The sequence below is a fragment of the Chryseobacterium sp. KACC 21268 genome (genome assembly GCA_028736075.1).
Classification (GTDB): domain Bacteria; phylum Bacteroidota; class Bacteroidia; order Flavobacteriales; family Weeksellaceae; genus Epilithonimonas.
On sequence record CP117875.1, the window covers coordinates 3141912 to 3155198 of the forward strand.

At 36.8% G+C, this 13287-nt stretch carries 13 protein-coding genes; 1 reads left to right on the top strand and 12 read right to left on the bottom strand.

Going from position 1 to position 13287, the window contains the following annotated elements; all coding sequences use genetic code 11:
• Positions 1–32: 32 nt before the first annotated feature.
• The 7 genes from PQ459_14325 to PQ459_14355 form a co-directional block, all read right to left on the bottom strand.
• Positions 33–1127, bottom strand: coding sequence for an NAD(P)-dependent alcohol dehydrogenase (locus PQ459_14325; protein ID WDF46072.1), 1095 nt, complete (start codon positions 1125–1127; stop codon positions 33–35).
• Between the two features lie 260 nt (positions 1128–1387).
• A complete protein-coding gene (locus PQ459_14330) occupies positions 1388–2176 on the bottom strand; it encodes a phosphatase PAP2 family protein (GenBank protein ID WDF46073.1) in 789 nt (262 codons plus the stop codon).
• A gap of 15 nt (positions 2177–2191) precedes the next feature.
• A complete protein-coding gene (locus PQ459_14335; protein ID WDF46074.1) occupies positions 2192–2782 on the bottom strand; it encodes a hypothetical protein in 591 nt (196 codons plus the stop codon).
• A gap of 20 nt (positions 2783–2802) precedes the next feature.
• Entirely contained in the window at positions 2803–4527 is a 1725-nt protein-coding gene (locus PQ459_14340) for an outer membrane beta-barrel family protein (GenBank protein ID WDF46075.1), read from the bottom strand.
• 322 nt (positions 4528–4849) lie between these two features.
• Complete coding sequence (locus PQ459_14345) at positions 4850–5584, bottom strand: SDR family oxidoreductase (GenBank protein WDF46076.1); 735 nt, start codon at positions 5582–5584, stop codon at positions 4850–4852.
• 31 nt (positions 5585–5615) lie between these two features.
• Positions 5616–6698 carry an alkene reductase gene (locus PQ459_14350; protein WDF46077.1) on the bottom strand — a complete coding sequence of 361 codons (1083 nt, stop codon included), beginning with the start codon at positions 6696–6698 and terminating at the stop codon, positions 5616–5618.
• 80 nt (positions 6699–6778) lie between these two features.
• A complete protein-coding gene (locus PQ459_14355; protein WDF46078.1) occupies positions 6779–7522 on the bottom strand; it encodes a pirin family protein in 744 nt (247 codons plus the stop codon).
• A 119-nt stretch (positions 7523–7641) separates the two neighbouring features.
• On the opposite strand from PQ459_14355, the gene PQ459_14360 reads away from it, so the two are divergent.
• The gene (locus PQ459_14360; protein WDF46079.1) at positions 7642–7980 is read left to right on the top strand and encodes a winged helix-turn-helix transcriptional regulator; all 339 of its coding nucleotides are present in this window, start codon (positions 7642–7644) and stop codon (positions 7978–7980) included.
• A 624-nt stretch (positions 7981–8604) separates the two neighbouring features.
• Here the strand turns inward: PQ459_14360 and PQ459_14365 are convergent.
• The 5 genes from PQ459_14365 to PQ459_14385 form a co-directional block, all read right to left on the bottom strand.
• The gene (locus PQ459_14365) at positions 8605–8943 is read right to left on the bottom strand and encodes a helix-turn-helix domain-containing protein (protein WDF46080.1); all 339 of its coding nucleotides are present in this window, start codon (positions 8941–8943) and stop codon (positions 8605–8607) included.
• Positions 8944–9024: 81 nt separating this feature from the next.
• The gene (locus PQ459_14370) at positions 9025–10203 is read right to left on the bottom strand and encodes a site-specific integrase (GenBank protein ID WDF46081.1); all 1179 of its coding nucleotides are present in this window, start codon (positions 10201–10203) and stop codon (positions 9025–9027) included.
• Between the two features lie 108 nt (positions 10204–10311).
• A complete protein-coding gene (locus tag PQ459_14375) occupies positions 10312–10896 on the bottom strand; it encodes a helix-turn-helix domain-containing protein (GenBank protein WDF46082.1) in 585 nt (194 codons plus the stop codon).
• A 250-nt stretch (positions 10897–11146) separates the two neighbouring features.
• Complete coding sequence (gene mnmE, locus PQ459_14380; GenBank protein WDF46083.1) at positions 11147–12532, bottom strand: tRNA uridine-5-carboxymethylaminomethyl(34) synthesis GTPase MnmE; 1386 nt, start codon at positions 12530–12532, stop codon at positions 11147–11149.
• A gap of 280 nt (positions 12533–12812) precedes the next feature.
• The gene (locus tag PQ459_14385; GenBank protein ID WDF46084.1) at positions 12813–13253 is read right to left on the bottom strand and encodes a hypothetical protein; all 441 of its coding nucleotides are present in this window, start codon (positions 13251–13253) and stop codon (positions 12813–12815) included.
• Positions 13254–13287 lie beyond the last annotated feature (34 nt).

A 13287-nucleotide genomic window follows, 5' to 3' on the forward strand; every position in this document is an offset into this window, starting at 1 on the left:
AGATCACTTCAAAAATCTTAAAAACACATTATTTATTTCGCCATATCAATGACATAACGAAAACGTACATCTTCATTTTTTATCTTATCAAAAGCATCGTTGATCTCTTCGATTTTAATCAATTCTACTTCCGGCGCAATACCATTTTCTGCACAAAAATCCAAAACTTCCTGCGTCTCTTTAATGCCGCCGATCAATGATCCTCCGACAGATCTACCAAATTTAGAGACTTCCATATTATTGATTGGCTTATCATATTCTCCCAAAAGTCCTACCGTTACAAGTGAACCTTTTACACCCAAAAGTGGAACATAGAGATTAATATCAAAACCATAAGGAATTGTGATCAGGATAAAATCAAAAGCTAATTCATGAGCTTCCATATCTTTTTTGTCTTCTGAAATAATGACTTGATCAGCACCCAACTTCATTGCCTCTTCACGCTTTTCTTCCTTGGTGGTAATGGCAGTTACATTCGCACCCATAGCTTTTGCAATCTGCACAGCCATGTGACCCAAACCACCAATTCCTACAATTGCCACTTTAGAGCCATCTTTAATATCCGCTTTTTTAAGAGGACTGTAAGTAGTTATGCCTGCGCATAGGATAGGGGCTGCATTGGAAAGTTCAAGTTTATCGGAGATTGTCAACAAAAATCCTTTGTTAACAACAATATGGCTGGAATAACCTCCAAATGTGTTATAATCAGATTCAGGATCGTTAAAGTAACCGTTGTAAGTCATTGTAGCGCCATGCTCCCCCAGACAAAACTGCTCTTCTCCATTTTTACACGATTCGCAACTCTGGCAACTATCGATCATACAGCCAACACCTACGATCTGACCTTCGTAAAAGTCTGAGACTTCTGATCCTTTTTCAATAATTTTTCCGATCACCTCGTGACCCGGAACGCTAGGATATCTAGTATTTTTCCAATCGTTGTTTACCTGATGGATATCACTGTGACAAACTCCGCAATAAAGAACTTCGATAAGCACCTCATCCGTCTTAGGCTTATCGCGGACAACTTCCATTTCTTTTAGTGTTTTACCGTTGATCAGATCTCCGGACGCACCATAACCCTTTACAATAAACTGGTAGTCATTATTTACAATACTTTTTTCCATAATTGATAATATTTTGATTGGTTCCACATCTGAAATTAGTATCGTAAGCCAACCTTCAGATATTCTGACATCACAATTTTCAGACCAACTGCTCTTATTACGGTATTCTTATAATTTTATCGTTGCTTAAAAAGTTTTTTTTACTTTAATATAAGGTTGACTAATGTGGTTAAAAGATTTTGTTTATTTCTGCCAATATTTTTCAGTACGATATAAACAAAGTAAATAATAGGCATAAAAGAATTATACACTTCTCTGTATTAAAAGTTTTTCACAAAGCCAACCCCTACACTTTTATTCTGATAAAAAGGCATAATGATAGTCGCTGACTTTTGATTTTTCCCTCCTATCAAATGATTGATTTTAGGATATAACCAATAGGCTAATTCTGTCGAAAGGATACCAAAACCTGCTCCCCCGACAACATCGCCGAACCAATGTTTGTCATTCAGCATTCTGTAGACTCCTGTGAAAACAGCTAAAGAATATCCCGAAATTCCCAAGAAGAAATTGGTGTCCTTGTATTCCCTGAACATAAACTGGGCAGATGCAAATGCGATCGCAGTATGCCCTGAAGGAAACGAAAGATTGTGGGACTGATCCGGCCTCTCTTCTTTCACGATATGTTTTAAAGGCACTACAATAGCTGATGTTATCAACATAGAAGTTCCGTAAATAATGCTTCTATCTCTAAAATTATGCTTTCCCTGCACTCCAAAAGCATTTAAACCGTACACCAAAGCAGCAGGGGCAAACTGGGTATAATTATCCAGTCTGATATGATCCGGTTTGTGCTCGTTGATCTCATCTCTGGTAGAGAAATTCAGTTGTTTAAGACCATTCACACTTATACTCGCAACACCATAACCAATCAATGCAGTGGGAATGATCAGTTTTTTATAATTTAAAGTATTCTTTTCGGTATTTAAAACTACTGTACTGTCTATTTTTATTTCCTGAGCCTTGATTGTATCATTATTTTGAGCTTTTCCGAAGACCGATACTAATATGAAAAGGCAGCCTGCAGTTTTATGAAGATAATTGGACATTTCTTTTTTTGTGTATTAAAATTTGTTAGGATAATTACTGAACCGGACATTCACCTCTTTAAATTTCGAAAGGATATTTTGTCCGTATGGTGTAAAATATTGATGATTTGAAAAGAAATCATTGTTCTTCCTCACCCATTCTTCATCGGTAAAAATGAGCCAAAGGTATTTTTCGAACTCCAGTCTTAAAGCTTTTTCATATTGATAATAGATGGTTTTTGTTAAATGGACCATATCTGCATCACACATCACCTGATCAGTTAAGAATGTCGGATGCTGGGGGTATTTTGTGGAATCAATGCATTGCAAAACTTGATTGACAAAACTATTTTCACAACCGAAGTTTTCTAAAAATGTTTTAGCAATTCTCATGCTCTCCTCCTCATGACCTTTGTAACAGGAAGCATACCCGCAATCGTGAAACCAAGCTGCAACTTGTACAATGCACATCTCATAGTCAGAAAGATGGGTTTGTAAACCAATCTCCCGCACCGCATCAACAACATCACATGTATGTTTTATATTGTGAAATGTAAGCTGGTCCGAAAGATTTTCCGACAAAAATAATTTCACATAATTGCTTACAGCTTCAACTAAATTATTCATATCCATTCTTAAGTTCTCAATTAAAATTTGTAACTATAGCCTAGTCTCAACACTTGTGTTTCGTAATAATCATCGCTTGAGTAAGCAAATCCATTTCCCTGGATATTTTTCTTAATGGCCATTGTATTCAGCAGATCGCCGGCATTAAGGAATATTTCTCCTTTTCCGTTTTGGATTGATATTTTTATGCCCAGGTCAATTGATAATCTCGACCCGATCTTTCCCTGCGGAATAATATCCGGAGCCAGATAAACGGCGGTTAACTGGACATCAAAACCTTTGGAGATCTTAAAAACATTGTTCAATTTTACATTTCCGGAAATGGCTGTTTCGCGATTGGCAGAAAATATATTGGGTTGCGGATAAAGGTTCTCTACCGAAAATGCATCGATCTGATTCCTGTAAATATTTCCATTGATATTAAAAGAATAGGCCTTTGAAACCTTCTGATTCAGGATCATTTCAAGCCCTGAATTATAACTTTTTCCCGCATTTTGAAATACAGCATAGATCAATGTGCTTCCAGGAACAATACTGGAGATCCTTGTAATCGTTCCGTTTGCAAAACGGTGATATAATGCTGAATATAAATAACCACTATCCCAATTATATTTATGCCCCATCTCGACGGAATTGGTAAATTTCGGTCTTAGCTGTGGATTTCCTACCTTTATAATTTCAGCGTCATCGTATTTTGGAAATACTCGAATATCAACTTCATTCGGCCGGTCTACTCTCCTATTGTAAAATATTGATATCTTGTTATGGTCGTTTAATTTATAAGCCAATCTCAGGTTTGGAAAAGGCTGCGTATAATGATAGCTGTCACTTTTATAAGTCGGATGATCGGAGTTGACATCATACTGAATTTTTACATATTCCAGTCTTACTCCCAATTCGGCTTCCCATTTTTCATTTTCAAAAATGTAATTCCCGTAAACCGCAGGAATTAGTTCTTTATAAGTCGCCCAACCTCCCGCGTTGACATCTAATACCGAATTTACACCCGGAATAAAATTCATATCCGTAGGAATGCTTCTGTTTCTCAGCTTGATCCCTGTTTCAAATCGTCCGTATTTCAGAGATTTTACATAATCAATATTAAGATCATAAACCTGCTCATCCGACAATAATTTAAAAGCATCCGTCCCGGTCGAAAACGGCAAATAATTATCATAGAAATATTTTTCGTCTTCTCTGTGGAAAGTATAATTGAATCCAACATTCAGTAAATGCCCGGCATCTTTGAATTTATGCTGATAAGAAGCCGTTCCCATAATTGTGGTTTTCAGCTCATCCTCCAAAAACTGCCAAAGACGAAGACGCTGAGAAAAATCTGCGTTAAAAAATGGCTGATCCCCGCGATCAATGATCTTTTCACTTCCATACAATCCTGAAATGGTCAATGTATTTTGAGCATCGATATTCCAGTCGATTCCTGCTTTTGAGGTGAGATAATTTGTATTTCTATTTCTTTTTAATTGTGAATTAATGATCGCCCCGTTGTCGTATGTTCGGGTTACAAATTCATTTTTATTCAATGTCTCCGTATATAAATTATCTGCCTGAAGGAAAATATTGACCTTATCCTTTCTGTAGTTAAGAAAAACCGAAGGATTGATTTTTGGCGTGATCGTACATTGAGGTCTGATCGTAGGAAGATTTTCTTTTCTCACCCAATATGAGCCTGTTCCATACGTGAAATCAACTTTGCCGTTCCAGCCGTTTTTATTATTTTTCTTCATAATAATATTGATGATTCCGGCATTTCCGTTGGCATCATATTTTGAAGACGGATTGTTGATGATTTCAATTTTATGAATCGCAGAAGCAGGGATATTATCCAGTCCACTTTGACTTCCGAAACCTGTAAGAGCGGTCTGTTTACCGTCAATAAGAACTGTTACTTTATTAGATTAACAAAAAATAAATATGTACCTATTCCCTTAGAAATAAATATTATTAAGTTTGGCAAAAAGGTATTAAAAAGATCAAAATGTTAATTTTCGATCTTTTCAATACCTTTTTATATAAATTAAACTGCTGTACTTATATTACAGTTTTTAATCAGTTCCTAACCTGTCCCCCATCTGCCGCAATGGTCTGACCAGTCACAAACGATGAGTCTTTGGAAACCAGAAATGACACAACACCAACCAGATCTTCCGGCTCGATTACTTTTGGGATGGCCTGCATTTTCGGCAGATAATCAAATATTTCTGAGTTTTCACTCTTCATAGATTTGGTATTGGTAAGTCCGGGAGCGATCACGTTAACAGTAATCCCATCAGCTCCCACTTCACTCGCCAATGCTCTGGTGAAACCGATAACCCCACCTTTGCTGGCAATATACGCCGTCATTTGTGGTGCGTTGAGAAAGAAAGTTGTACTTGCAACATTGACGATACGACCATACTTATTTTCTCTCATATAAGGTACAAATGCTTTGCTCATAAGGAAAGGACCATCCAAATTAACGCTGATCACCTTGCGCCATGTCTCATAGTCTGTATCCTCAAAACTTTTCCAAGGATAGATCCCGGCATTGTTGACCAATGCCGTAATCGTACCCAACTTTGCCTGGACCTGTGCGGCAAAAGCTAAAGTTGCTTCAGGAGAAGTTACATCTACGACCGCTGAAAAGAATTTTGCACCTTCTGCTTCTACCAGTTCTTTTGTTTGTACCGCTTCTACTACATCTGCTACCGCAATATCGAAACCGTCTTTTGCAAGTCTTACGGCGTAAGCCTGCCCTATTCCGTTAGCTGCACCAGTGATGACAGCTGTTCCTTTGTTTGACATAATTCTGTTTTTTAATATTTATATATTGATGTTAAGCTTCAGCTAGTGAAGGATAATCCACATATCCTTCTGCACCGCCGCCGTACATTGTTGATTGGTCTGGTTGATTAAGTTCTGCATTCAATTCAAAGCGCTTTGGAAGATCCGGATTCGCCAGAAAAAGCCCACCATATGAGATCACTTTTGCAATTCCTTTTTCAAGTTCTGCTTCGCCGGTCTCTCTGTTGTAGCCACCGTTGGCAATGACTGTGTTATTAGACAATCTGCCGAAGGTCTCCATAACATTGTTCGGGTAATGTGGTAATTTATCCAAAGGGAAAAGACCGTTCATAAGATGAACATAAGATAATGAAAATGAATTCAGACCTTCGATCAAAGCGGTAAACTGTGTTTTTGGATCGTCATTAAGAATGCTGTTGTAAGGAATTGTTGGTGATAGTTTGATTCCTACTTTTTCTCCACCTACTGCATTTACCATTTCTGTCATTACTTCAAGTACGAAACGGTTACGGTTTTCTGTACTTCCTCCATATTCGTCTGTTCTTTGGTTAGAGCTTTCTGCAAGAAATTGGTTTGGAAGATATCCAAAAGCAGCGTGCAGTTCTACCCCATCAAAACCAGCCTCTAATGCATTAATCGCAGCCTGTATGTAATCTTGTACGATTTGTTTTACTTCTTCATTGCTTAACTCTTTTGGCGTTTCATAATCTGCCATTCCCTGACCTGTAAAGTGTTGTTGCCCAACAATTGGTAATGCTGATGGAGCCACCGGCAACTCACCATTTTTAACGGTGGAATGCCCCACACGTCCTGTATGCCAAAGCTGAGCATAAATAACACCACCTTCGTCGTGAACTGCTTTTGTCACATTTTTCCAGGCATCGATCTGTTCCTGTGTAAACAATCCCGGCGTGTATGGACTTCCTTTAGCCTGCTCAGAGATGTTAATCCCCTCTGCAATGATCAAACCCGCACTGGCTCTCTGTTTGTAATATAGAACCGTAAGATCGCCCACCACTCCATTCTCATCTGCACGGCTTCTTGTCATTGGTGCCATTGCTATTGAATTTTTCAACGTTTGATTCCCTACCGTAACTTCTTGTAATAATTTCATTTTTTTTTATATTATTTATTAATATTTAAACCATTGTATTTCATTTTTCTAATGGCTGAATCTGTTTATTTTAAATTGATCTACGAGAAATATTGTTGATTTCCACTGTACATCCCACCTTTATAAGATTCTGCATTCTCATCGGTAATGAAAAGCACCAGTTCTGAATCTACATCTGCCTTTATGACGATCGTTTCATCCTTGATGATCAGACCCTCTTTCTTTTTCAAGACGATATCTTCACTGACCTTCACAATCCCTTTAAAAACATAAAGAAGACAGGTTAGTCCTTCTCTGTCCAGTTTCGGAAGTTCGATGTTCGCATCCTGTAAAAGTTTGGTATCGTACAGCCAGGTCTGACTGCTGAACTGGAAATTGGTCTCATCCGTCGGAGAACCTAATAATCTCCATTTGTTCTCGCTATGGATCTCCTCCAGTTCACGGAAAATCACTTCCGGATCCAGATCTTTTTTCCCAGGACGGATAAAGATCTGCAATCCTTCCATCGGTTCTCCTTCGCCTATGATCTGTTCTTCGTGGTGAAACATTTTTCCTGCTTTCATCAGCATCAACGTATTTTTGCCGATGGTCTTTTCAAAGCCTTCGGAATCCTTATGTTCTGCTTTACCCGTTCTGAAATAAGACAAGATCTCATCATTAACGTGCGGATGCATCTTGATGATAGTATTTCCGTGGATCTCGGGATGGTCTATTCTACCAATACTTCCAATTCCAGTGTCCATTTTTGAAATGGCTAATCCGGGATATAAGATCTTGATCGGACCGTGGCCTCTGAACAATGTTTCATTTATTTTGGTAAGCATATTTAATTTTTTTTAAGAATTTATACTACAAATTTAAATCCTTTACTGTACTTTTGCAAGTAGTTACACAAATGTACAGTAGTAACATATTGTAAAGCATTTAATATAATAGGGTATTAATGGAAGCAAGAAAATTGAAAAAAGTTGAAAAGGTTGAACATAAATGTACTTTAAAAGATGTTTTAGATATTGTTGGCGGTAAATGGTCGATCCCAATTATCTATACTTTGGCCGATGGAACAATGAGATTTAAAGAATTGGAACGCGCAGTTCATAACATCAATACCCGAATGCTGGTCAAGGAACTTAAGAGTCTTGAAGAAAACCGTATAATCACTAGAAAAGCATATGCAACCGTTCCGCCTACAGTTGAATACACATTAACTTTAAAGGGAGAGAAACTGCGTCCTATAATTGATGACCTCCACAAATGGGGAGAAGAATACGTCGATCTGTAAAGTTAGTTCTATACTATTTTTGCACTTATTTTAAATCATTTTATAAACTACCAGTCCCAAACTGGATCACATATATTTAGATTAGCACAAATCGGTATTTATTTACTTTTTTTAATTGTACGGTAACAAAAGATCGGATTACCAAGACTTAAAAACAAGCTAAATCACAGATATTAGAATATATTATTTTTTTATCTAAATGAAATAATTAGATTTCAATCGCCGGCTTCTGCCTATGGTGCAGAATTGTTAAGATATGCTCGTCGTTGCCAGCGACAAGATTATTTTTTTTCTAAAATTTCAGAAATTCTCGTTAAATCTTCTATCAAATAGTTCGATATTTCTTCGGTTATGGGTCCAAGACCGGAGTTATATTTATATAAAAATTATAATTATTTAAGTCCATTGATTAAATAATTAGATGCCAAAACTTTGTTGAAATCACATTCCCCTTTTCAACCCAACGCCTGTACTAATTAATGCTAATTCTTATGGTGTGTATCAAGTTCCAACCTTCACATACTATAATACCTGTATACTTTTCTATCAAAAATAATGATTTTTAAAGTTAAAAATAGAATTCTACTATAGCCATTTAACAGTCAGAAATTTTTTATTCTTGCATTACTTTTGTTTACTCATACGATTTACAATCGCAGTTGCAGAAATATCAATATCATTTAAAGTTTTTTTTCTACCATCTTTTATCCAATCCAATAATTCATTTCTAGAAAAATAAAGACGATTTCCTTGTTTGTAAAACGGAATCTCTCGTTTACAGACCTTTGAATAGACTGTTGATAAGGTAAATTTTAACAAGGCCGATGCAGCTTTTGCACTTATATAATCTTCGTCAGAAATTTCAGGTCGAAATGTTTTATTAAGCAGTTCCTCCATCCTCTCTAATCTTTCATCAATGTTTTTCATAAAAGCGGGGAGCTGATCAAAAGTGTAATTTTTCATAATATTTTTTACAATGATATTGAGTAGAAGTCAAGCCTTTGCAAGATGGCGAAGTGCGGAACTCTTTGACCATTTTTGACCTCAAGAAACAAAATTTTCTACTTCTATATTGCATGTACTGTGTAGATCAGAATTTAAATTTTCACCTATATTAAATATGCTAAGTTTAATTTTTTCAGAAGCTTCCTTTTTAAGGCTGTCTACAATTTTGGCGTAGATCTCTGTGGTTGAAATATTTTTATGTCCAAGCAATTTTGAGACTGTGTAAATCGAAGTTCCTGCAGCAAGTTGCAATGTTGCGAACGTATGCCGAAAACCATGAAAAGTAAAATGTTTTTGTACTCCTGCATTTACAAGCCATTTTTTTAATTCTATCACAACATGTCCATATTTTAAACCTTCGAAAACGCGAGAATCTGGATCGCCGGCCTGGCCTAACAATTGAACAATTTGATCAGATACTGGAAAATATTCTGCACTGTCCGTTTTTTCCTGACTGTACAAGATGTAATAATTTCCCTCATTACCCTGGAGTTCTTTCCAGAGAAGTGTTACAACATCAGAATAACGAAATCCGGTCATTGCGGAAAAGAGTCCTGCTTTTTTTACTATTTCAGAATCACAATGTGCAGAAGCCATTTTTTCCAGCTCGTGCATAAATAAGAATTCACGATGCGTATCTTCAGGTGTAATACTATCTACAATATGACCCAGGTCGATTGGTAAATATCTTTTTTTAAAGGCTTCTTTTAGAGTTTTTTTAAATTTAGCGAAATAGCTTACTGCGGTATTCGTTTTTATTTTTCTTTTGGCACGTCCTATTCCTGGTGAGGAGAGAAGAAAATCAGCATACTCTTCACAAAAGCTTTCATTTAAATGTGTGAATGGCAAAAATTCTCCTGCAAAAGCTTTGAAGTAATTAATAGACATTCGCCAGTTATGACTACCCTCTCTTTTAGAAGCCTCCTCTTCAAAAAAATCGATGAAGTTTGATCTCAATTTAGAATCTGATAGAAAATCAAAACGTCTGTTTTGAACATCCAATTGGCGTTTTGCTCTTATATACTCTCCTAGACTTAACGTTTCTTTGTTATGGTCCTTTTCTAAATTATTTTTGGGACGTGTATAGATGTAAATTTTTAAATAATATTTTCTCTGTAGTTTGCCTGTTTCCAAATTTGGAATAGGTGGATATATATCTAAAAACAAACTATGTTTTCCCCCAGCAATTGGTTTTTTCCTTAAAGTAACTTTTGACATGACACTAACTTTTAATTAATATAGAAATTTGATTGGCACAGTGTTACAGGATTGGTCGCTATTGGCGTCCTATTTCATTAGCTAGCGTAACACAATGAATTATTTCAGTTAGTATCTGATATGAAATCTTTTAAGTATTGGATCAATTGCCTGCTTTTTAATATACACAAACTTGCCCTCTCTATATTTAGGGATATTGTTTCTGCATATAATTTTTCTTAATGTTACCTCAGCAAGGCTGTACTTTGCCAAGATCTGTCCGACTGTGTAGCAGTCTTTGATTGGTGGGCGTTTGTCTTCAACTTGCACTTCATTGTGAATGTCAACTTCCTGAATTTGATTACTGAACATCCCGTCAAGATCTTTTTTGAGAATTCTGGTTTTTCTAATTGATAAATTGATGGCATTGAGTCTTCCTGATTTTATCATGTGGTGAACTGTTCTGCGATCACATTTCAGCATTGAGGCAACATCATTAACGGTCAAATACTCTAATGTTTTTGCAGCAATAGAAGGAAGTTGCCTTCTATTTTGCGTTTCAACCTCGCTTGCCTCGATCTTTTGTTTTTTAATTCTTGCTTTATATGCCCTTTTAGCACAGTTGTCTCCACAGTACCTCGTAACGGTAGTTTGTGCTATAAATTCCTGCCCGCAATGTTGACAAATCCGAGCAATTTTAATGTTTGAACTCATAAAATTAATTTTATGGGTTATTAAAACACATTAAGGTACTTTAAGATACAATAAGGTTCATTAAGGTACATTAAGCGAAGTAATCTCTCCCTTGTTAGTAAAAAATTAATTATTATGGGTTTGAGGGACAAATGGGGGACAAATTTTGCAAAAACGGATCAAAATATGACAGATCAAAATAAAATGAATTTTGACTAATCATTTAATAATCAGCTATTTAATTTGTTTTAGTTTGATTGAATTTGTGCGTCTATTTGCCGATACAAAACTTCGAAAAAATATTCCCCAACACCTCGTCATTGCTAAACTCCCCAGAAATCTCACCCAGATGTTCCAGTGCATTTCGCAACTCATAAGCCAAAAGCTCGGTTGTGATTTTAGAACTCACGGCCTCCTCCACTTTTTCTACCGAATCCAGCGACTTCTTCAAAGCTTCAAAGTGGCGTTGGTTGGTAATGATAACATTCCCTTCTTCGGATTTCAATTGCTCTACAAAAGAAGACAACTCGTTTTTAAGGTCCTGAATATTCTGATTCTCAACCGCCGAAATCTTTATAAAATCAAAATCAGTCTCAATCTCTTTTCGGAAAGCTTCTTCCACAAGTTCATACTTCGTAGGAAGCACTTCATCGATTTTTGTAGCACAGATGATTAGTTTCAAATCCTCTCGCAACAAAGGTTTCAAAATTTCAAAATCCTCAGAAAAATCCTCTGTTGACGCATCGGCCAAATACACCAAAACATCCGCAGAATCCACTTTTTCCTTGGCCTTCTTCACGCCAATTGCCTCAATCTCATCCACAGTTTCACGAAGTCCAGCCGTATCAATTAATCTAAAAGCATTGCCTTTGATGTGCAAAATCTCCTCAATTGTATCGCGCGTCGTCCCAGCAATATTACTCACAATCGCTCTTTCTTCTTTCAGCAAAGCGTTTAGCAAGGTAGATTTTCCTGCATTTGGTTTCCCGATAATCGCAACCGCAGTTCCATTTTTGATCGCATTTCCATACTGGAAACTGTCAATCAAAGAACTCAATTTAACTTCAATCCTATTAAGCAATTGATTAAGAGCCGATCTGTCCGCAAATTCCACATCTTCCTCTGCAAAATCAAGTTCCAGTTCTATCAGTGATGTGAAATTCAAAAGATCTCCTCTAAGAATCGAAATCTCCTGAGAAATCCCACCTTTCAGTTGATTCAGAGCTACTTTTCGGGACGCTTCGTTGTCAGACGCAATCAGGTCGGCGATAGATTCTGCCTGGGAAAGATCGATCCTTCCATTCATAAAAGCACGCATCGTAAACTCCCCAGCCTTGGCCATTCTTGCGCCATTTTGAATCAAAACTTCCAGAATTCTTTTGGCAATATAGGGTGAACCGTGAAAAGAAATTTCCACAGAGTCCTCCGTCGTAAACGTCTTTGGAGCGCGGAAAACCGAGATCATCACCTCATCTATCACTTCATCTACTTCTTTTATAAAACCGTAATGCACAGTATGAGAATCCGCTTTTTCCAGATTTTTACCTTCAAATATTTTATTCACGATTTCAAAAGATTGCTCTCCAGAAACCCGTATAATTCCAATTGCCCCAATTCCGTTGGCAGTTGCCAGTGCGCAGATAGTATCCTGATTCATACTGCAAAGTTACGTGTTTTTGATCATATTTTTAGGAGCCGGGAACCTGCTGTCCGCTATATCTTTTTTATTTTTTTCAGCATTTTACGTTTAGATCAGCAGAACATCAAAAAATAAAAAAGGATGCCGCTACCATCAGGGCTAGGGCATTGGTCTGTCAATCAAATTTCCACAAAGAATTCAGCACTTTATCGACCTGCATTAATCAAAAAAAATCCGCCTCAAAAAGAAACGGACTTAAGATAAAGTGGTTAGTTAGTAAGTTTTATTCTGTAAAAGACTATAATTTTCGGAACCGCTCTCCGACTACAATAGCGTAACCTTGGTCAAAGGCCATCGTCACATCTATTCTGTCATATTTGCCTGTATTTGCGCCTTTCCATCCACTTTCGCCATTACTGCCATATTTCAGGATCAAGACCACTTGATAATTGCTGTTCGTTTCACTTTTTCTTTTCTGAATATTTCCTTCAGCGTCCGTTTCTATCCAATACTCTACAGGATAAGCCTTCACATCGTGCACCTGAAAATAGCCTGTTCCATCAGCATTGATTTCCACAATCGGCTCTTTCGTTTTTTCATACAGATATTTCCCTGTAATTTCTGCCGGTATGGCTTTAGTCCCATAATAGATATGATTCGCAACAGTAAATTTTTCTACCTGTGCAGACAGAAAATTTGTAAAGAGTAGTAGAACTAGGAAAGTAATAGTTGATCTCATAACAGCATCATTTATTTTACCCAAAGTTAAACCA